This is a genomic window from Arthrobacter sp. 05T444 (genome assembly GCF_056395905.1).
The window spans coordinates 177558-197307 of record NZ_JBFTKK010000007.1 but is presented as its reverse complement, the minus strand read 5'-3'; the positions used below and the strand labels follow the sequence as shown (position 1 = coordinate 197307).

Sequence of the window (19750 nt, the reverse complement as noted above, 5' to 3'; positions counted from 1 at the left end):
CGGAAGCGGGCGCGTCAAGTCCGGGGTGGTTTGAAATGTGGTGTGGATCGATTCCTGGTCGATCCTTATCAGTTTAGCAAGCCGCACGAAATGCGGACCCCGCCTTCTGGCGTCCCGGTGACCGAAAGGCCCGCAGGGCAGGGCCCGCGGGATGTTTAAAGAGGGCTAAATCACTGCCAGAGACGCTTCGTGGGGCGGCGTGCGCCCTCCCCGAGAGCCTCCAGCTTTGCAACGGCGATCTGGGGATGGACGCGGCCGCCCAGCCCGCAGCCGGTGGAGGCGATGACGTTTTCGCGTCCCACCAGACGGGCAAATCGCTCGATCCGGTCGGCCACCAGGTCCGGGTGCTCCACCACGTTGGTGGCATGCGAGACGACGCCGGGGATGATCACTTTGCCCTCGGGGAGCTTGGTGTCTTCCCAGACGCGCCATTCGTGCTCATGCCGGACGTTGGCCGCCTCGAAGGAGTATCCGCCGGCGTTAATCTGCAGAACGGAGTTGATGATGTCGGCGAATGGAATGTCGGTGGTGTGCGGTCCGTGCCATGAGCCCCAGCAGACGTGCAGCCGGATCTGTTCCTCGGGCAGGTCGCGGAGGGCCCAGTTGGTGGCCTCGACGCGGAGCTGGATGAACTTGAGGTAGTCCTCAAGGCTGGGCTCGGGGTTGATTTGGTCCCAGCTTTCGGCCAGCGACGGGTCATCCAGCTGCACTGTCAGGCCGGCATCAATGATGGCCTTGTATTCCTCCCGCATGGCGTCAGCGCACGCGTAGAGGAGCTCCTCATCAGTTTTGTAGTACTCGTTGGCCACCCGGGCGCAGGAGCCCGGGGACAGCGAGGCAACGAAACCGTCCGTGAGGCCGGCAGCGGCGAGGCCCGTCTTGAGGTTGGCGATGTCCGAGGCCACCAGCGCCTGCCCCGTGTAGCTCAGGGGGCCGGCGATCTTGGGCTGGGAAACGCTCTTGCGGTGCGCAAGGATTCCCGAGGACGGATCGTTGTTGGCGCTGGACCACCTCCACCACCGATGTTTCCAGCAGGTCCAGGAATTCCGGCGTGATTCCGTCTGCTTCCCTGGCCTCGTTGGCGGCAATGAGCTCAGGCGTCCGGGGCAGCGAGCCGGCGTGGGTGACGCGGATGTGGTCGGCATTAAGGGACATGGCGGAATTCCTTTCCATCGGTCCTGGCGGTAGCACCTTTACTGAGGCAGGCCCTGTCGTAGGGGACCTGCCTTCGGGCGAGGTTGCTGCGGCGTCAGTGATCCAGGTCTCTCGGCCGCTCGGGATGGTCACTCTCGCTTAATTCCACGGGCGAGGCGCTGGCAAATCGTTGGCCATATATGTCGCGGCAAGGCAGGCAGACAGCGGTGGCTCATGATGCTGGCTGAGACAGCCGTGGAGTTCACAGGAAATAGACGAGACAGCGCCGCCGCGGCTCATCGGCCAAAGCGAGACTTCAGCGGCCCATCGGCTAAACTTGGGTGGTAAGAGCCCCGGAACTCTTGCGTCTTCGCTCATTGGCCAACGCCGTGCGTGCGGGCGATGAATTCGGGGCATTCTCATGAACGGCGCTGCGTTGTGGCGGGCCCACTTGGTGGGCCAACTGCGGGTGGCCCGAACGAATGGGGGAGGATCCCATGCCAGCAATCGTGATCGTCGGAGCCCAATGGGGCGACGAAGGCAAAGGTAAGGCCACCGACCTGCTCGGCGGCCGCGTCGACTACGTCGTCAAGCCGAACGGCGGCAACAACGCCGGGCACACCGTCGTCGTGGGCGGTGAGAAGTATGAGCTCAAGCTCCTTCCTGCCGGCATCCTGAGCCCGAACGCGGTTCCGATTATTGGCAACGGCTGCGTGGTGAATCTTGAAGCCCTGTTCCAGGAGATCGACGGCCTCGAGGCCCGCGGCGCGGACACCTCCAAGCTGCGCGTCTCGGCCAACGCCCACCTCGTAGCGCCGTACCACCAGGTGCTGGACAAAGTCACCGAGCGTTTCCTGGGCAGCCGCGCCATCGGCACCACCGGCCGCGGCATCGGCCCGGCCTACATGGACAAGGTGGCCCGCCTCGGCATCCGCGTCCAGGATGTCTTCGACGAGTCCATCCTTCGCCAGAAGGTAGAAGGCTCGCTGCGCCAGAAGAACGAACTGCTGGTCAAGGTCTACAACCGCCGCGGCATCCTCGTGGACGAGATCGTCAACTACTTCCTCTCCTTCGCGGAACGGCTGCGCCCGCTGGTCATCGACAGCACGCTGGTGCTGAACACCGCCTTGGACGAGGGCAAGGTGGTGCTTATGGAGGGCGGCCAGGCCACGTTCCTCGATGTGGACCACGGCACCTACCCGTTCGTCACCTCCTCCAACCCGACCGCCGGCGGCGCCTCGGTGGGCTCCGGCATCGGGCCCACGCGCATCTCCCGGTCCATCGGAATCATCAAGGCGTACACCACGCGCGTTGGAGCGGGTCCGTTCCCCACGGAACTGTTCGACGAGATGGGCATGTACCTGCAGAAAACCGGCGGCGAGTTCGGCGTGAACACCGGCCGTCCGCGCCGCTGCGGCTGGTACGACGCCGTCCTGGCACGGCACGCCTCCCGCGTCAACGGGTTCACGGACTACTTCGTCACCAAGCTGGACGTGCTCACGGGCATCGAGCAGATCCCGGTCTGCGTCGCATACGACGTCGATGGTGTCCGGCATGACGAAATGCCCATGACCCAGACCGAGTTCCACCACGCCAAGCCCATCTTCGAGTACTTCGAAGGCTGGACCGAGGACATCACCGGCGCCCGTACCCTCGCGGACCTGCCGGAGAACGCCCGGAACTACGTGCTGGCGCTGGAGAAGCTGTCCGGCACCCGATTCTCCGCGATCGGCGTGGGCCCGGACCGCGACCAGACCATCGTGGTCAACGACCTCATCAACGACTGACGACTCCACTCCAGGGACGTTCGACGGCGGCGGGTCACCTTTGTCAGGTGGCCCGCCGCCGTCGTACCCTCCCGGATATCTAAGGAATTTCCGGTTGCGCGTAACCTGCGACCCCCCTTGCTGCGATTACGTATGTGTAAGCGCCGGGCCGGTGGCCTTCCCCCCATCGGCCCCCGGCCCGGCCTTCAACCAACCAAAGGACTTTTTTTCTTATGAAGAGTGTTAGCAAGACCACCAAGATTGCTGTCGGCGCCGCCATCATCGTTGTCGGAGGTTTCTCCAGCATCGGACTGGCCAACGCGGCCCAGGTATCGGGCTCACAGCATGCAGAGGTGACCCCCGCTACGCCCGCCGTTCCGGCCACGCCTGCCGTTCCCGCTACGCCCGCCGTTCCGGCCACGCCCGAGGCGCCGGCCGTGCCCGCCGTCCCGGCCGCTCCGGACGCCAAGGCCAAGGCTGCTGGCGAGGCTTCGGACGCCGCTGATGCCAGCGTGGAAGCGGACAAGGACTCCGCGGCGGCCAAGGCACACGCCTCACGCGCCGGCAACACTGCCGGTGCTGACGCGGTCACCGCAATCCCCGCCACGCCAGCTGTTCCTGGCGGCGCCGGTGTTCCCGCCACCCCGGCTGTTCCCGCCACCCCGGCTGTTCCCGCCACCCCGGCTGTTCCGGACGTTGCAGACCACGTGGCCAAGCCGGCCACGCCGTCCGTTTCCGGCGGCGCCGATGTCCGCGCCGACGCAGATGCATCCGCTGACGTGCCCAAGGCCGGCAAGTAAACAGCGACTTCCCCGACTAGGGGCTCACGGTGTGCGGCGGCTAGGCTTACTACCGCCGCACACCAGCAGTAAGGGAAGGACAGCTCCTTGGCAGCTCAGCTGACCGATGACGAATTGTCAGCCGCCCTTACTGGCGACCCTTCCGGCTTCAGCGCCGTCTACACTACTATTTCGCCCGCTGTGCTCGGATATTTCCGGGCACGTGGCGTGGATGACGCCGAAGCGCTCACGCAGGACGTCTTCGTGGATATCCTGCCAAAGCTGACAGGCGTCAAGGGCGGACGCACGGGGCTGCGGACCTTCATCTTCTCAGTTGCCCACGCCCGGCTCGTGGATTACCACCGCCGGTCCGCCAGGGCACCCCACTTGACCGAATATGACCCGCTGCAGGACGAACGGTATTCGAACTCTGCCGAGGACGACGTGCTGGGCAGGCTGGGTGGCATCACCTCCACCCTCTCCATGCTCAATGACGAGCACCGGGAAGTCCTGATCCTGCGGATCGTTGCGGACCTCTCCATCGAACAGGTGGCCGGCATCATGAACAAAACTCCGGGCGCCATCAAACAGCTTCAGAGGCGCGGGCTCCTTGCCTTGCGCGAACTCGTCAAGGAAAAGGACCACGCGCCATCATGAGTGTCACGCCGACAGGCAGGGACGGGGAGATCCAGGCGATTCTCCGTGATTCCGGGCTCGAAGAGGACGAAGACCTTTGCAGGACGCTTGACGAACTGCGCGGGCTCGCCCAAGACGTCGCTCCGGCACCGCGCGCGGATCTCGCCGCCCTGCTCACGCCGGGCGTGTCCAGTCTGGAACTCCGCCGCCAGGGCAGGAAGCGCAGGATGGGAGTAGTGGTCAGCGCCGCGGTGGTCGGCGCGATGGGCCTTGGCGCCGGCGCCGTGGCTGCCTCCGGCGAGGACTTCCGCCGAAGCGTTGGCCACACCGTGGTGCAGTTCCTCCAGCCGGCTGACGAGGCCACCGCTCCAGGGACCGACCTTGGGGGTCCTTCGCCCGCAGACCTGCCGACGCCTACGGCTGTTTCGCCAACCTCACCGACCGCAGCTCCGTCTTCGCCGGCAGCATCGTCGCCGGCGGTTGCCTCACAGTCGCGGGCGCCCGCCGCACCTCGGAGCCCCGAGACCCCGGCCCCCTCAGTGCTGCCAGGTGCGGCTCCTGGCGGGAAGCCCGACAAAGCTGCTGCGGTACCCGCCCGGCCGACGCAGCTCCCCGTTGTTCCGGGCGGCGGCATACGGCCGCAGCTTCCGTCCAAACCGAAACCGGCGGTACCGACCCTGCCGGGTGCCGTTCCGGCTCCCTCCCCAGGAAACCAGTGAACCCCTGGAAATTGTGAGTCCTTTTCAGGGCGCCTGAGGCCGCCACCAAAAAAACTTTCTCGAACTTTTTTCGAATCGGCGTAACCTCGCGAGTCGTCGCGGCGATTACCCATATGAAAGCGCCGGGCTGGAAGTTGTCCCCCATCAGGTTCCAGCCCGGCACTTTTTCCTGCTGCCGGTATAGGCCTAAGCCAGCACTTGCCGCCTGGATGAGATGACCCCGGTGTCGAAGCCGGCCAGGTGAAGTCCGCCATGGAATCGGGCGTGCTCAATCTTGACGCAGCGGTCCATGACGACGTCGAGTCCGGCCGCCTCGGCTTCTTTGGCAACGTCTTCATGCCACGAGCCCAGTTGCAGCCAGAGGGTTTTGGCTCCAGCCGCGATGGCCTCGTCCAGGACGCCCGGCAGGTCATCGTGCTTGCGGAACACATCAACGATGTCCGGGCTCTCCGGCAGGTCGGCCAGCGACGCATACGTGGGCTGCCCCAGGATCTCCTTTACCACCGGGTTCACGAAATATACCTTGTACCGGGTGGATGACTGCAGGTACGTGGCCACGAAATAGCTCGCACGCGACGGCTTGTCCGACGCGCCCACGATGGCAATGCTCTTTGCCTGCCGGAGCAGGTTCAGGCGTTCCGGTGCTGAGGGGCCTTCCCATGTGCGGGCTTCCGTGCTCATCAGTTCGCTCCGATCGTGCAGGCTTCCGCCGCCGCCAGGGACGCTAAGCCGCGGGCGGATGCATCCGAGGCTTCCACCTCCGATGCTTCGGTCAGGGCCTGGTCCAGGTCCCACAGGATGTCGTCAATGTCCTCGAGGCCGACCGAGATGCGGACCAGGTCTTCCGGAACTCCGGCAGACTCGAGCTGGGCCGGGCTCAGCTGCTGGTGGGTGGTTGAACCGGGGTGGATGACCAGGGTGCGGGAGTCGCCAACGTTGGCCAGATGCGACGCCAACTGGAGGGACTCGATGAACTTCTGCCCGGCCGCGCGGCCGCCCTTGACGCCGAAGGAGAACACCGATCCGGGACCCAGGGGCAGGTACTTCCGCGCCCGCTCGTAGTGTGGGTGGGACGGCAGCCCGGAGAAGTTCACGTAGGCCACGCGCTCGTCGGCCTCGAGCCATTCCGCCACGGCCTGGGCGTTCTTCAGGTGCTCGTCCAGGCGCTGGGGAAGGGTTTCGACGCCCTGCAGCAGCTGGAACGCGGACTGCGGTGAGAGTGCGGGGCCGATGTCCCGCAGCTGTTCGCAACGGAGCTTGGTGAGGAAGCCGTACTCGCCGAAGTTCCCCCACCAGGAGACGTTGCCATAGGAGGCCACCGGCTCGGTCATGGTGGGGAACTTGCCGTTGCCCCAGTTGAACCTGCCGCTCTCCACGATCACGCCGCCCAGCGTGGTGCCGTGGCCGCCGAGGAACTTGGTGGCGGAATGGATCACGATGTCCGCTCCGTGTTCGATCGGCCGCACGAGGTACGGCGTGCTCAAGGTGGCGTCGACGACGAGGGGAATGCCGGCGCCGTGCGCCACCCTCGCCAGGGCCGCAAGGTCCTGCACCTCCGACGACGGGTTGGCCACCACCTCGACGAATATCGCCTTCGTGTTCTCCCGGACAGCCGCGGCGTAGTCTGCGGCGTCGGTGCCGGGAACGAAGGTAGTGTCGACGCCGAAGCGGCGAAGGGTCACGTCCAGCTGCGTGACGGTGCCGCCGTACAGCTGGGAGGCGGCCACGATGTGGTCGCCGGCCTGGGTGAGCGCGGCGAAGGTGATGAACTCTGCAGCCATCCCGGAAGCCGTGGCCACCGCACCGATGCCGCCCTCAAGGGACGCAATGCGCTCCTCGAACGCGGCCACGGTGGGGTTGCCGATGCGGGAGTAGATGTTGCCGTACTTCTGCAGGGCAAACAGGTTAGCCGCGTCCTGGGTGTCCTTGAACACGAAAGACGTGGTCTGGTAGATGGGCACGGCACGGGCGCCGTGCTCGGCGTCGGGCGTGCCGCCGGCGTGCAGCGCGCGGGTGCGGAAGCCGAACTTGCGGTCTGCCATCAGACAGCCACCGGCACAGAGGCAACCGGGGTCTGGGACAGGTCCAGTTCGGTGCCGTTCTTGCGGGCCAGGTCCGCCTCGAGTTCGCGGACGATCGGCAGGACATCCTGGCCAAACGCAGCGATCTCTTCCTGGAAGTGCAGGTAGCCGGTGAGGAACAGGTTCACGCCGATTTTCTTGTACTCCACGATCCGCTCGGCGATCTGCTCCGGGGTGCCGATCAGCTGGGTCTTGAAGCCGTCGTTGTACTGGACCAGGTCCTCGAACGTGGAATCGGCCCACATGCCCTTGCCGTCCTTGGTGGACGCTCCGGCCTCCTGAACGGCGTCGCGGAAACCCTGGACTGCAGGTTTGTGTGCTTTCTCCACGATCTCGCGGAGCGTGTCGCGGGCTTCCTGCTCCGAATCGCGGGCGATCACGAAGCCGTTGAGGCCGAAACGCGGCGCTGCGATGGCGCCTTCGGTGCCGCGCCCGCTTTCTCCTGCGGAGGCCACCACGCCTGCGATGTTTTCCTTGAAGCCTTCCAGGTCCTTGCCGTTGGAGAAGTACCAGTCGGCCACGCGGCCGGCCGTGGCCTGGGCCGCGGTGGAGTTGCCGCCGAAGAAGATCTCCGGGTGCGCGCGGCCGGGAACGTCCACCGGTGCCGGGTTCAGGGTGAAGTCGGTGATGTTGTAGTACTTGCCGGACTGGCTGTACTCCGTCTCGGTCCACAGGCCGCGCAGAACCTTGATGAACTCCTCGGTGCGGACGTAGCGCTCGTCGTGTTCCAGCCACTCGAGGCCGAAGTTGGTGAACTCATTCTTGAGCCAGCCGGAGACGATGTTCACGGCGGCGCGGCCGTTGGAGATGTGGTCGGCAGTGATGATGTACTTCGCAAGGACGCCGGGGTGCCACATGCCGGGGTGGACGGCGGAAATGACCTTGAGCCGCTCCGTGGCCGCCAGCAGCGCCAGGCTGAAGGATGTGGCCTCGTGCTGCTTGTCCGCGCCGTATGAGGCGGCGTAGCGGGTCTGCGTCAGCGCGTATTCGAAGCCGGAGTTCTCGGCGATCCGCGCCAGCTTCTTGTTGTAGTCGAAGTCCCAGCCGGTGCGCTGTTCGATCGTGGAGACGACCAGGCCGCCGGACACGTTGGGCACCCAGTAGGCGAACTTCAGGGGCTCGGAAAGACGGGCTACGTTGCTGATGTCGTTCATTGTTATTCCTTTACTTCTGGCCGGTGACGGGTGCTGAGGGGACGGCCGTGCGGCGGCGCAGCACGGCCTGGATGCCGGCGATGGCCGGCTCGTTCTGGAGGGAGGTGGTGTCGCCGAGGGCGGTGCCCTCGAAAAGCTGCGTGAGCAGGCGCCGCATGATCTTGCCGCTGCGCGTTTTGGGGACATCGGGAACCACGACGACGTCGCGTGGCTTGGCGATCGGCCCGATCTCCTTCGCGACGTGATTGCGGAGGTCGTCGTTGATTGAGCTCGTCGAAACCGCGGAAACCCCGCCCTTCAGCACCACAAAGGCGACGACGGCGTGGCCGGTCTTGGGATCCGCGACCGGACACACGCCCGCCTCCACGACGTCCGGGTGGGACACGAGGGCCGACTCGATCTCGATGGTGGACAGCAGGTGCCCGGAGACGTTGAGAGTGTCATCCACGCGCCCGAGGATCCAGATGTCGCCGTCGTCATCGTATTTGGCGCCGTCGCCGGCAAGGAACCAGCCCTGGGCAGCGTACTTGCGCCAGTACGAATCGAAGTAGCGCTGGGGATTGCCCCACACAGTGCGCGCAATCGCGGGTCCGGGGGTGTCAACCACAATGAAACCCTGGACGCCCGGCGGCACGGTATTGCCGGCGTCGTCCACGATGCGCGTGCTGACGCCCGGCAGCGGGCGGGCCGCGCAGCCCGGCTTGAACCCGGTGTCCGTCGGCGCCGGGGAGAGGATGGCGGCACCGGTTTCGGACTGCCACCAGGTGTCCACCACGGGGGCTGTGCCGGCACCGACATTCCGGCGCAGCCAGCGCCAGGCCTCCGGGTTGACCGCTTCGCCCACGGTGCCGAGCATCCGGATGGAGGAAAGATCGTAGGTGTCCGGCACGCCGTCCGGGAACCAGCCCATGAGCGAGCGGACCAGGGTGGGCGCGGTGTAGTACTGCGTGACGCCGTAGCGTTCGATGATCTCGAAGTGCCGGCCGGGGTGCGGCGTGTTGGGCGTGCCCTCGAAAATCACCTGCGTGGCACCGTTTGAGAGCGGGCCATAGATCTCGTAGGTGTGCGCGGTGACCCAGGCGAGGTCGGCGGTGCACCAGTGCACGTCCTGGTCCCGGAGGGCGGGGTCGGGGTTGCTGAAGAGGTGCTCGAAGCTCCACGATGCCTGGGTCAGGTAGCCGCCCGAGGTGTGCACCAGTCCCTTGGGCTTTCCGGTGGTCCCGGAGGTGTACATGATGAAGAGCGGGGTCTCGGCGTCGAACGCTTCGGCCTCGTGGACCTCGGAGGCAGTCCCTACGGCGTCATGCCACCACACGTCGCGGCCTTCAGTCATAGGGACGGTTGCCAGGCGGTCCGCGGGGGTGGTCCTGTTGACCACCAGGACGCGCTCGATGGCGTTGTCGCCGGAGACGGCGACATCCGCGTTGTCCTTGACCGGTACTGCCACGCCGCGGCGGAACTGGCCGTCCGTGGTGACCAGGAGCTTGGCGCCGGTGTCCTCCACCCGAAACTTGAGGGCTTCAGCAGAGAAACCGCCGAAAACGAGGGAATGGATGGCGCCGATGCGGGCCACAGCGAGCGTGATGATGACGGTTTCCGGAATGACAGGGAGGTAGATGACCACGCGGTCGCCCTTGGCGATGCCCAGGTCCAGGAGGGCATTCGCGGCCTTGGACACCTCACGCTGGAGGTCGGCGTAGGTGACGGTGCGACGGTCACCGGGCTCGCCCTCGAAGTAGAGGGCAACCCTGTCGCCGCGTCCCGCCGCGACGTGGCGGTCCACGCAGTTGTGGGCCACATTGAGCCGGCCGCCCTCGAACCAGGTGATGTCCGGGCCGGTGCCGGCCTCAAGACTGGCGGGAACCCTCCGGTGGGCGGTGTGCCACGGCTTGCCGCCGTGCCCGCCTTGACCGGGTGTGGTCCAGTCGAGGCGGAGGGCCTGCTGCTCCCAGAAGGCAACAGTGACCAGATCGGTGTCCAGGCCGCTGTACGGAACAGAACCCGGGGTGGTGCTGCTGTGACGCGCCGGCCCGCCAGTGGGGACGCCGTGCACTGCGCCTTCCGTGGGCTCGGTCGAGGACCATCCCGAAGAGCCGCGAAGGGAGCCGGGCGCGTCACGCAGCCCTGCTTCGATCGCCGTCGCGTTCGAAGTGGTTTGTGGATCTTCGGCCGCCCGGGTCTCCGCAGGGGAAATCCGGGCAAACGAAGGCAGAGCAGAAGAAATCTCGGGGGTCATTTGGGTACTCCATCGGACCTGGCAGTAGCACCCTGTTGTTCCGGGGAACAGATCGGCGGGAATGGTCGTCCCACGTCACCGGGTTGCTGCGGCTTCATCGATCCAGGTCTCTAGGCCGCTCGGGATGGTCGCTATCCACTAAAACGGAGCCGCGGGATTCTACAAAATTTGCCTCGTTTTGCGACGTAATATTCTTCTCGGCGCTTTGGATGGTGCCACCTTCGTTCATTTGTTCGGAAATTGTGCGTGAACGCCGCAGGCGTAGGCTTGATGCATGGCCCACGTTAACGATCGAGCAGTCATCGAGCGCCTCATGCGAACCAAAGGGAGATGGGCCATTGTCGGCCTCACCACCAACGAATGGCGGTCGGCCTATGACGTTGCCCTTTATGTCCGCGACCGCATGGGAATGGAGATTATCCCCATTAATCTCCCCGGAGACGACGTCCATGGGGAGAAGGGCTACCGCTCCCTGACTGAGATCCCGCCGGAGAAGCACCCGATCGACGTCGTGGAGTGCTTTGTGAACTCACACAAGGTGGGCCCGGTGATTGATCAGGCGATCGCGGTGGGCGCCAAGGCAGTCTGGCTGCAGTTGGCTGTTTTCGACGACGACGCCGTGGAGCGCGCCAAGGCCGCCGGACTGGACGTCGTGGTCAACTCCTGCCCCGCCCGCGAGGGCTGGCACTTCGGGCTCTGAGCCGGCATTCGCGCTGTCCTCAGCGCTTCATCAGGTCCGGGTAGTGACGCTCGGTCACGTCCGGATGGGCGCGCATCCGGCCTTTGAGCATGTTCATGCCGAAGGAGGCGAGCATCGGGTTGGACGGGTCGTCCGAGATGCCGCGGGCCTGCGCCTTCAGCTCCTCCGGGAGGGGGACCGGTTCGATCACCGCATCGAGCCGAGGCGACCAGAAGAAGGGCACGGAGTAACGGTCCACACCCGGCGGCGGCGCCTGAACCCGGTGGATGGTGGCGGCGAGGTAGCCCCCGGTTGCCACTTCCAGCATCTCGCCAAGGTTCACCACGAGCGCTCCAGGAATGGGTTCCACGGAAGACCACTCGCTGGCCCCCGGCGGGAGCACTTCCAGGCCGCCTACCGCGTCCTGAAGCAGGAGGGTGACAAAACCGTAGTCCGCGTGCGAGCCGACTCCCTGATCGCCGGCCCCTTCCACCACTCCGCCGACGTAGTGGACCAGCTTGCCCATCCAGGCCGGGGTCTCCCGGAACGGTTCGTCAAAGTGGTCCTCAGGAAGTTGAAGGGAGACTGCGATGGCGCGCAGGAGTTCGTTTCCCACCTTGGACATGAGCCCTGCCCATGCCATTGCAACGGGCGCCAGCTCGGGCAGCGATTCATCAGGCCACATGTTGTGGCCCTGGAGGAGCCAGTACGGCTGCTCGTCGGGATAATCGGGGACCGGTTCACGGTCCGGAGAGTAATCGATCTGCTCCCGTGCGTCCGCCCTTCCCTGGGTGACCTCCGTGCCCATACGGGTATAGCCCCGGAAATGCGGGGAGAGCCGGTTGTCCAGCTTCATCCGCTCCTCAAGGGGAAGATCAAAGAAGCGCTTGATGGCGGCCAGCAGTTCCTCTGCCTGGCCCGGCGCGGCCCCGTAACCAGTGAGTTGGAAGAAGCCCACCCGGTGCGTGGCATCGCGCAGCTGCTCAATGAATTCCGGACTAAATGACCCATCGGCCTGACGTGCGGCGCCCAAGTCCAGAACAGGTATGGCCTCCCGATCAGGTGACATGCTCGCAGACTAGCACCGCCGGGGAAGCCTTTGTAGGCTCGCAGCATGGATGCTGCCGAACTGAGGAAAATCTGCCTGTCGTTTCCCGGGGCCTTCGAGGACTTTCCGTTCGGCCCTGAAACGTCGGTCTTCAAAGTCCGGTCGGCCGTAGCCGGCGGGGCCCGGCACGAGGCCAAGATGTTTGCGGCTTCCGCCATGGATCCTGAGGACTGGTCAGTGAGCCTCAAATGCGAGCCCGCGCTGGCCGAGCAGCTGCGGGCCGCCCATTCAGAAATAACCGGCGCCTGGCACATGAACAAGAGACACTGGAACGGCGTGCGGCTTGATGGCTCGCTGCCGGACTCCATGGTCCGCGACATGGTGGAGGACTCCTACGATCTCGTGGTGGCTTCGCTGAGCCGCAAACAGCAGGAACAGCTGGGCTGGGCCCGGCTGGTCAGTGCCCCAGGTCCTGCCGGAGAAGCAGCGGGAGGGCCCCAGCCCGGACACGAGGGGCAACCGGAACAGGAAACGGCAGGGATATGACTGAAAAGCGGTTGGCGCAGGGTGAACTCAACTATCCGGGCATCGGCTCCACGGAAGATGGCCCGCCGCCAGAGGGTTTCCCGTGCCTGGTGACGCAGACGTACCTTGGCGAGGGCCTGGCAACCTACGGCCGGGTTGCCCAGGGCATCCTCACATGGGAGCTGCAGCGCCGGTCGGGGCTTCGGGTCCGCACCGAGTCCGACCTCGTGGTTCCCGGCGCACGCGTGGTGAGCGGATTCGGCGTCGGACCTTTCCGGATCAACGCCCCCTGCGAGGTGGTGTGGGTCCACCGGCCGGTCCCCGGCGGGGGACCGCAGTCCGCCGGCTTCGCCTACGGCACCCTGCCGGGACACCCCGAGCGGGGCGAAGAGGCGTTCGAGGTGTCCATTGATGACCGGGGCACGGTGCTTTTCAAGATCACGGCCTTCAGCAGGCATTCGAACTGGTTCTACGCGGCGGGCGGCATCGTGGCCCGGGCGGCGCAGCGGCACGTCACTTCCCGATACATTGAAGCTGCACGCCAACTTGCCGCAGGTGAAAGCTGATCAGGAGACGGTACATGCTGGACCAAACCACCCTTGACCGACTGTGGGATTTCGAGAATCCCGAACTGTCCGAACGGCGTTTCCGGGACGCGATGGACGATCAAGACTATGACGTCTACGAAAGGGCGGAGCTCGCCACGCAGCTGGGCCGGGCCATCGGCCTGCAGGGCCGCTTCGAGGAGGCGGACGGGCTGCTCGACTCGATCGACGGTGAAGAGGAGCCCACCGTCGGTATTCGAATCCTGATTGAGCGGGGGCGCATCCTGAACTCAAGCGGCCAGGCCGCGATGGCGGTGCCGTTGTTCGAGCAGGCCGCGGAGCTGGGCGATCATCTGGGCGAAGAGTTCCTGGCCGTGGACGCCCTCCACATGCTCGCCATCGCCGACTCCGCCCATGCGGAACCCTGGACCCGGAGTGCGCTGGAATACGCCTCCACCGCCCACGAGCCCCGCACGAAACGCTGGATGGTGGCGCTGCACAACAACCTGGGCCGGACGCTGCACGGGGCGGGCCGGCTCACCGAGGCCCTGGTGGAGTTCCAGCTGGCCGAGCAGTGGGCGGAGCGCGTAGGGACCCCGGCGCAGCAGCAGTACGCGCGTGAGGCAATCGAAGAGTGCGAACAGGCTCTGGCCGCACACTAAGGCAGTGCGAGAATGAAGTCTTTGCACCCAGGAACGAAAGGCAAGCGCCCGTGATCTTCATCGTCGTCAAATTCAAGGTCAAGCCCGACTGGTCCGACAAGTGGCTGGATCTCGTGGCAGATTTCACCGAGGCCACGCGGCAGGAAACGGGCAACCTCTGGTTTGACTGGTCCCGAAGCGTGGATGACCCCAACGAGTTCGTACTGGTGGAAGCGTTCAAGGACGATGCCGCCGGGGACCACGTGAACAGCGAGCACTTCAAGAAGGCCATGGCGGATATGCCGCAGGCCCTTGCAGAAACGCCCCACATCATCAGCCGGCAGCTCGACGGCGACGGCTGGGACCGGATGGGCGAGCTCACCATCTGACCCGTCGAGTGCTCCATAGGTGCCCTTTTGAGCCTTGAAAACGGCAGTTATGGAGCACTCGATAGCATTAACCGCATGTGGATCGGATGGATTGAATTCGACATCCTCCTGGGCGACATTCACAGCCTTAAGGAGAAACGCTCCGTGGTCAGGCCCCTGCTCGCGGAACTGAAACGGCGCTACGACGTGTCCGTGGCCGAGGTGGGGAACCAGGACCAGTACCGGCGCGCGCGGCTCGGGGCGGGGCTCGTGGCTGCTGACCGTGCTCACCTCGTCGAGGTGCTCACCGCCGTCGAACGCTTTGTGGCGGCCCGCCCGGAACTCGAACTTCTCAGCGCCCGCCAGCGCGAACTCCACAGCGAAGACTGAACCTCCATCGATTGCTCCGTAACGGCCCTTTTGAGCGTCCATAAGGGCCGTTACGGAGCACTCGATGGGTGGTGTGGATATCTTCTGCAGCGGTCAAGGGGTTCTGATCTGATGAATCCATGAAAACCGCACGCCGGCTCCCCAAGGAGTTAGAAGGACGCCCCTTCACTGTTGCCGAGGCCGGCCGCGCTGGCGTCACCCCTAAGCGGTTGCGCCACCGGTCGCTGACGGCTTTGGGAAGAGGCATTCGATCGAAGGGCCCGACGGCGGAGCTCCCCTTAAGCGTCAGGGTGCGGCCATTCGTCGAGGTCAACGAGAGATGCGCCGCATCCCACCTCACAGCCGCGGAGCTCTCGTCGCTGCCGCGTCGCCGGCAGAAGGAGGCACCGCAGATGTACCACGTGATCCGACCGGAGGGCGCCGCCCATCTCAACCGTCCCCATGTGATCGTCCACCGCATGAAGCTCTACGAGGACGAGGTCACCGTGCTGGACGGGATCCCCATCACCACTCCGGAGCGAACATGGCTTGACCTGGCCGAAATGCTAAGCGTTGACGAACTCGTGGTGGCCGGTGACAGCTGCGTCCGTGTTCCGCGTGCCGAGCTGGAGGGCAGGGACATGCCGCTGTGCAGCCTGGAAGACCTCCAGCGGATGATCGACCGCCACAAGGGAAAGCGCGGCATTCGCAAAGCCAAGGAAGCCATCAAGCTCATCCGGGTAGGCTGCGACTCCCCGCAGGAGTCCCTGCTGCGGTTGGCCATGAAAAGGGCCGGGCTACCCGAGCCGGAACTGAACGTGCCCATCATCGAGGACGACGGAACCAGGCACCATCAGCCGGATCTCTCGTATCGAAGATACAGGATCGGCATCGAATACGAGGGTGAGCACCATGGCGAGGAAGGGCAGATTGTCCGGGATATCGCCCGCTCCGAGAGATACGAAGCCTTGGGATGGACGGAGGTCCGGATCTCCAAGCGTCACATGGTCAATGACGCCAAGGCTGCGGTGGCAAAAGTGCGGACGGCCTTGGTCCGGGCCGGCTGGCGGCCTGGGCGTTAACGAACGATTGCTCCGTAACTGCCGTTCTGAGCGAACAAAAGGGCAGTTACGGAGCAATCGATGGAGGGTCAGTCCTTAGCCGAAGTATTTCGGCAGGGTGGCCTCGTGGGCTTCGCGGAGGGCATCGAGCGACATGGCGTCCACGCCGTTGATCTCCAGCTGGCCGCTCGCTGCGTCCACCACGCCGATGCGGGTGTGGGCAAAGCCGCGGGCGGTGCACATGTCCGTGAAGCGGACTTCCTCGGAGCGCGGGACGCCCACGAGGGCGCGGCCCTGGGTCTCGGAGAACAGCGCCGTGAACAGGTCCACGCCATCACGGTCCAGAACGTCCTGCAGAGCGATCCGGGCACCCACGCCGTAGCGCAGCGAGGACTCCACGAGGGCTGCCGCGAGGCCGCCTTCGGAGAGGTCGTGAGCCGAATCCACCATGCCGTCGCGGGACGCGTTGATCAGGATTTCACCCAGCGCGCGTTCGGCGGCGAGGTCAACCTTGGGCGGAAGTCCGCCAAGGTGGCCGCGCAGGTTGGACCACTCCGAACCATCCAGTTCTGCCGCCGTGGTGCCCAGCAGGTAAATGGCCTGGCCGTCCTCGCGCCAGCCCGACGGCGTGCGGCGGGCGACGTCGTCCAGCTTGCCCAGCACTGCCACCACGGGGGAGGGGTGGATGGGCGTGGTGCCGGTCTGGTTGTACAGCGAGACATTGCCGCCGGTGACCGGGATGCCCAGCTCCATGCAGGCATCCGACAGGCCGCGGATGGCCTCGGCGAGCTGCCACATGACATCCGGGTCCTCGGGGGAGCCGAAGTTCAGGCAGTCGCTGACGGCCATCGGCACGGCGCCGGAGGTGGCCACGTTGCGGTACGCCTCTGCCAGTGCCAGTTGTGCGCCGTGGTACGGGTCGAGGTAGGTGTAGCGGCCGTTGGCGTCGGTGGCCAGGGCCACGCCCAGGCCGGTTTCCTCGTCCACACGGACCACGCCGGCGTCATCCGGGAACGCCAGGGCGGTATTGCCGCCGACGTAGCGGTCGTACTGGTTGGTGATCCAGGACTTGTCGCACATATTCGGCGAGGCAACGAGCTCGGTGACGGCTGCTGCCAGCTGCGCGGGGGCGGCGGGACGGCCGGCGTCCTGCACTGATCCAGTGAAGGCATCGGCCTGGAGGGCGTCCTGCCATTCAGGGCGGGCGTACGGGCGGTCGTAGACCGGACCGTCGTGGGCCACGGTGCGCGGGTCGACGTCGACGATGATCTCGCCTTCCCACGTGATGATCAGGCGGCCGGTGTCGGTCACCTCGCCCAGCCAGGAGTATTCCACGGCCCACTTGTCCATGACTGCTTCGAAGGCGGCGATGTTCTCGGGCGTAACCACGGCCATCATGCGTTCCTGCGACTCCGACATCAGGATTTCGCCCGGGGTCAGAGTGGGGTCGCGCAGCAGGACGGAGGTCAGCTCAACCTCCATGCCGCCGTCGCCGTTGGAGGCGAGCTCGGATGTGGCGCAGGAAATGCCGGCGGCGCCTAGGTCCTGGATACCCTCAACCAGCGAACCCTTGAACAGCTCCAGGCAGCACTCGATCAGGACCTTCTCCGCGAAGGGGTCGCCCACCTGGACCGCGGGGCGCTTGGACGGCTTGGTGTCGTCGAAGGACTCCGAGGCCAGCACGGAGGCGCCGCCGATGCCGTCGCCGCCGGTGCGGGCACCGAACAGGACCACCTTGTTGCCCTTGCCGGAGGCGTTGGCGAGGCGGATGTCTTCGTGGCGCATGACGCCGACAGCCAGCGCGTTGACCAGCGGGTTGCCCTGGTACACGGAATCGAAGACCATTTCGCCGCCGATGTTGGGCAGGCCCAGGGAATTGCCGTAGCCGCCGATACCGGCAACCGCGCCGTGCATGACGCGGGCCGTGTCCGGGTGGTCGATGGCGCCGAAACGCAGCGGATCCATCACGGCCACCGGGCGGGCGCCCATGGAGATGATGTCGCGGACAATGCCGCCGATGCCGGTTGCGGCGCCCTGGTAGGGCTCAACGAACGACGGCGAGTTGTGCGACTCGATCTTGAACGTCACGGCCCAGCCGTCGCCCAGGTTGGTGACGCCGGCGTTTTCGCCGATGCCCACCAGCATGTCCTTTTTCATCTCGTCGGTCACCTTGTCGCCGAACTGGCGCAGGTGGTTCTTCGAGGACTTGTACGAGCAGTGCTCGCTCCACATCACGGAGTACATGGCGAGCTCTGCGCCGGTCGGGCGGCGGCCCAGGACCTTCACAACCTCATCGAACTCGTTCTGCTTCAGGCCCAGTTCGGCCCAGGGGAGTTCGGTGTCCGGCGTTTTGCCTGCGTTCTCGACCGTGTCGATGTTGAACTTCCTGGCGGTCTCGACAGGCTGCGCGACCGAGTGGGTCTCCGTCATTTGTTGTCTCCCACGATTTTGTTCAGTACAGAGGTGAAGAAACCGAGGCCATCGGTGTCTGAGCCGCCGATGCCGTCCAGTGATTCGGGACCGTAGCCGACCTCCACTGCATGCTCGGGGTGCGGCATGAGGCCTACGACGTTGCCGGCGGCGTTGGAGATGCCGGCGATGTCGCGGCGGGATCCGTTCGGGTTGAAACCGACGTAGCGGAACACCACGCGGCCTTCAGCTTCGAGGGCGTCCAGGGTCTTTTCGTCGGCGATGTACTGCCCGTCCTGGTTCTTCAGCGGCACGGTGATTTCCTGGCCGGCGGCGTAGTCGCCGGTCCACGCGGTGCTGTTGTTCTCCACACGGAGGACCTGGTCGCGGCACATGAACTTCAGGTGGTCGTTCTTGATCATCGAGCCGGGCAGCAGGTGCGATTCGGTGAGGATCTGGAAGCCGTTGCAGATGCCAAGGACCGGCAGCTTGGCGTCCGAGGTGGCGGCGTCAATGATCTTGGACATCAGCGGCGCGAAGCGCGCGATGGCGCCGGCACGGAGGTAATCGCCGTAGGAGAATCCGCCGGGAATTACGACGGCGTCAACGTCGCCCAGCGTGGTGTCCGCGTGCCAGAGCGCCACGGGAGTGGCGCCGGCCAGGCGGACCGCACGGGCGGCGTCGCGGTCGTCAAGGGTTCCGGGGAAGGTGACCACGCCGATCTTGGCGCCGGCGAGGCTCGGGTTGGCCGCCACGGCGACCGCCTCACCAATCAGGGGAAGTTCAGTCATCTCAGGCCTCGACGACCTCGACGTTGACGACGTCCTCGATCACCGGGTTGGACAGCAAGGTCTCGGCGGCCTCACGGGCCTGGGCCAGGATTGCGTCGGTCACCTCGCCGTCGACGGTCAGTTCGAAACGCTTGCCCTGGCGGACAGAGCTAAAGCTGGTGAAGCCCAGACGGGGGAGTGCACCCACGATGGCCTTCCCCTGCGGGTCCAGAATCTCGGGCTTGGGCATGACGTCGACAACGATCCGGGGCATCCGGTAACTCCTGTGCGTGAGCATTGGGTAAGGGCGCAGCGGAGTGGTGCCGTCTCACGCCGTTCGTCTGTGGCCGCTTCGGGTACAAATGGCACGACATGGACGGGCGCTCCGCGAGCTTGCTTGCCCATTCTACCGGCCGCAGCGCCGCACGCCGTATTCGGGGCCGGCGGCGCAGGAGTCGGAGAAGTACGACGGCGGCTCTGGCCCGCCGTCCCTGCCCTCAGTAGGATTGCGGCATGGCCGAGAAACCGAAATCCGTACTGCTGCCCGTGGTTGCCGCCGCTGTTTTCGCGGGGCTTGGGAGGATGGTTCTCCAGAAGATCAGGGCAGACCGGGCTGCCAAGCAGAATAGAGTCGCGGGCCCGGTGGATGAGAAAACACGCGAGTGGATCAGCGACGTGGTCCGCACGCCTCGGCAGTAGCGTTCCGTTGGAGTAGCAGAGCTTCCGACGTTCCGCAGGCGGGTGCCCTTTAGGGTGCCCGCCACCGGCGTTTAAACCGCCGCTGATTCGTACAACGAAATTTGGAGTGACAAAACTAAATTGTGGTTTGT

Annotated in this window: 20 protein-coding genes and 1 pseudogene; 12 read left to right on the top strand and 9 right to left on the bottom strand. The window is 65.5% G+C overall.

The genetic code is table 11. From position 1 onward, the window contains the following. Positions 1 to 170: 170 nt before the first annotated feature. Positions 171 to 1155: pseudogene (locus tag AC1DD3_RS09470) on the bottom strand (cobalamin-independent methionine synthase II family protein). 476 nt (positions 1156 to 1631) lie between these two features. On the opposite strand from AC1DD3_RS09470, the gene AC1DD3_RS09465 reads away from it, so the two are divergent. The 4 genes from AC1DD3_RS09465 to AC1DD3_RS09450 all read left to right on the top strand — a co-directional run bounded on the left by AC1DD3_RS09465 (position 1632) and on the right by AC1DD3_RS09450 (position 5034). Then, a complete protein-coding gene (locus tag AC1DD3_RS09465) occupies positions 1632 to 2921 on the top strand; it encodes an adenylosuccinate synthase (protein ID WP_230118699.1) in 1290 nt (429 codons plus the stop codon). Positions 2922 to 3133: 212 nt separating this feature from the next. After that, positions 3134 to 3700 carry a hypothetical protein gene (locus AC1DD3_RS09460; protein ID WP_476881497.1) on the top strand — a complete coding sequence of 189 codons (567 nt, stop codon included), beginning with the start codon at positions 3134 to 3136 and terminating at the stop codon, positions 3698 to 3700. A gap of 87 nt (positions 3701 to 3787) precedes the next feature. Beyond that, positions 3788 to 4336 carry an RNA polymerase sigma factor gene (locus tag AC1DD3_RS09455; RefSeq protein ID WP_230118701.1) on the top strand — a complete coding sequence of 183 codons (549 nt, stop codon included), beginning with the start codon at positions 3788 to 3790 and terminating at the stop codon, positions 4334 to 4336. Further along, positions 4333 to 5034, top strand: coding sequence for a hypothetical protein (locus tag AC1DD3_RS09450; RefSeq protein ID WP_230118702.1), 702 nt, complete (start codon positions 4333 to 4335; stop codon positions 5032 to 5034). Before AC1DD3_RS09455 ends, AC1DD3_RS09450 begins: the two co-directional genes overlap by 4 nt. A gap of 186 nt (positions 5035 to 5220) precedes the next feature. Here the strand turns inward: AC1DD3_RS09450 and AC1DD3_RS09445 are convergent, their stop codons facing one another. From AC1DD3_RS09445 to acs, 4 genes are read right to left on the bottom strand one after another with little or no spacing between them, the layout of a single operon-like run. Then, the gene (locus tag AC1DD3_RS09445) at positions 5221 to 5715 is read right to left on the bottom strand and encodes a CoA-binding protein (RefSeq protein WP_230118703.1); all 495 of its coding nucleotides are present in this window, start codon (positions 5713 to 5715) and stop codon (positions 5221 to 5223) included. Then, a complete protein-coding gene (locus AC1DD3_RS09440; protein ID WP_230118704.1) occupies positions 5715 to 7076 on the bottom strand; it encodes an O-acetylhomoserine aminocarboxypropyltransferase/cysteine synthase family protein in 1362 nt (453 codons plus the stop codon). Before AC1DD3_RS09440 ends, AC1DD3_RS09445 begins: the two co-directional genes overlap by 1 nt. Continuing rightward, positions 7076 to 8269 (bottom strand): dimethylsulfone monooxygenase SfnG, encoded by a 1194-nt coding sequence (gene sfnG, locus AC1DD3_RS09435; protein ID WP_230118705.1) that lies wholly within the window; start codon positions 8267 to 8269, stop codon positions 7076 to 7078. Before sfnG ends, AC1DD3_RS09440 begins: the two co-directional genes overlap by 1 nt. Before the next feature lie 10 nt (positions 8270 to 8279). Then, positions 8280 to 10505, bottom strand: coding sequence for an acetate--CoA ligase (gene acs / locus AC1DD3_RS09430; protein ID WP_476881496.1), 2226 nt, complete (start codon positions 10503 to 10505; stop codon positions 8280 to 8282). 274 nt (positions 10506 to 10779) lie between these two features. Here acs and AC1DD3_RS09425 point away from each other — a divergent pair, with 274 nt between their 5' ends. Further along, the gene (locus AC1DD3_RS09425; RefSeq protein ID WP_476881495.1) at positions 10780 to 11205 is read left to right on the top strand and encodes a CoA-binding protein; all 426 of its coding nucleotides are present in this window, start codon (positions 10780 to 10782) and stop codon (positions 11203 to 11205) included. Positions 11206 to 11224: 19 nt separating this feature from the next. On the opposite strand, the gene AC1DD3_RS09420 is transcribed toward AC1DD3_RS09425, so the two are convergent. Next, positions 11225 to 12253, bottom strand: a complete 1029-nt coding sequence (locus AC1DD3_RS09420; protein ID WP_230118708.1) for an isopenicillin N synthase family dioxygenase — start codon at positions 12251 to 12253, stop codon at positions 11225 to 11227. A gap of 45 nt (positions 12254 to 12298) precedes the next feature. Here AC1DD3_RS09420 and AC1DD3_RS09415 point away from each other — a divergent pair, with 45 nt between their 5' ends. From AC1DD3_RS09415 to AC1DD3_RS09390, 6 genes are all read left to right on the top strand, one after another. Continuing rightward, positions 12299 to 12778: an MmcQ/YjbR family DNA-binding protein gene (locus AC1DD3_RS09415; protein ID WP_476881494.1), complete on the top strand. Its 480-nt coding sequence runs from the start codon at positions 12299 to 12301 to the stop codon at positions 12776 to 12778. Next, positions 12775 to 13323, top strand: a complete 549-nt coding sequence (locus AC1DD3_RS09410) for a DUF1990 family protein (protein ID WP_230118709.1) — start codon at positions 12775 to 12777, stop codon at positions 13321 to 13323. Before AC1DD3_RS09415 ends, AC1DD3_RS09410 begins: the two co-directional genes overlap by 4 nt. A 14-nt stretch (positions 13324 to 13337) precedes the next feature. Then, positions 13338 to 13964, top strand: coding sequence for a tetratricopeptide repeat protein (locus AC1DD3_RS09405; RefSeq protein ID WP_230118710.1), 627 nt, complete (start codon positions 13338 to 13340; stop codon positions 13962 to 13964). Positions 13965 to 14014: 50 nt separating this feature from the next. Continuing rightward, positions 14015 to 14332, top strand: a complete 318-nt coding sequence (locus AC1DD3_RS09400; protein ID WP_230118711.1) for a putative quinol monooxygenase — start codon at positions 14015 to 14017, stop codon at positions 14330 to 14332. Between the two features lie 75 nt (positions 14333 to 14407). Then, positions 14408 to 14701: a DUF503 domain-containing protein gene (locus tag AC1DD3_RS09395; protein WP_230118712.1), complete on the top strand. Its 294-nt coding sequence runs from the start codon at positions 14408 to 14410 to the stop codon at positions 14699 to 14701. Positions 14702 to 14820: 119 nt separating this feature from the next. Further along, complete coding sequence (locus AC1DD3_RS09390; protein ID WP_230118713.1) at positions 14821 to 15762, top strand: hypothetical protein; 942 nt, start codon at positions 14821 to 14823, stop codon at positions 15760 to 15762. A gap of 75 nt (positions 15763 to 15837) precedes the next feature. On the opposite strand, the gene purL is transcribed toward AC1DD3_RS09390, so the two are convergent. Genes purL through purS form a run of 3 tightly spaced genes read right to left on the bottom strand, consistent with a single transcriptional unit; the run spans position 15838 to position 19194 of the window. Further along, positions 15838 to 18171: a phosphoribosylformylglycinamidine synthase subunit PurL gene (gene purL / locus AC1DD3_RS09385; RefSeq protein WP_230118714.1), complete on the bottom strand. Its 2334-nt coding sequence runs from the start codon at positions 18169 to 18171 to the stop codon at positions 15838 to 15840. Beyond that, the gene (purQ, locus tag AC1DD3_RS09380) at positions 18168 to 18941 is read right to left on the bottom strand and encodes a phosphoribosylformylglycinamidine synthase subunit PurQ (RefSeq protein WP_230118715.1); all 774 of its coding nucleotides are present in this window, start codon (positions 18939 to 18941) and stop codon (positions 18168 to 18170) included. The genes purL and purQ overlap by 4 nt, the downstream gene beginning before the upstream one ends. 1 nt (position 18942) lies before the next feature. Beyond that, positions 18943 to 19194 (bottom strand): phosphoribosylformylglycinamidine synthase subunit PurS, encoded by a 252-nt coding sequence (gene purS / locus AC1DD3_RS09375; RefSeq protein ID WP_056631212.1) that lies wholly within the window; start codon positions 19192 to 19194, stop codon positions 18943 to 18945. A gap of 239 nt (positions 19195 to 19433) precedes the next feature. On the opposite strand from purS, the gene AC1DD3_RS09370 reads away from it, so the two are divergent. Continuing rightward, entirely contained in the window at positions 19434 to 19619 is a 186-nt protein-coding gene (locus tag AC1DD3_RS09370) for a hypothetical protein (protein WP_230118716.1), read from the top strand. The last annotated feature ends 131 nt before the right edge of the window (positions 19620 to 19750 follow it).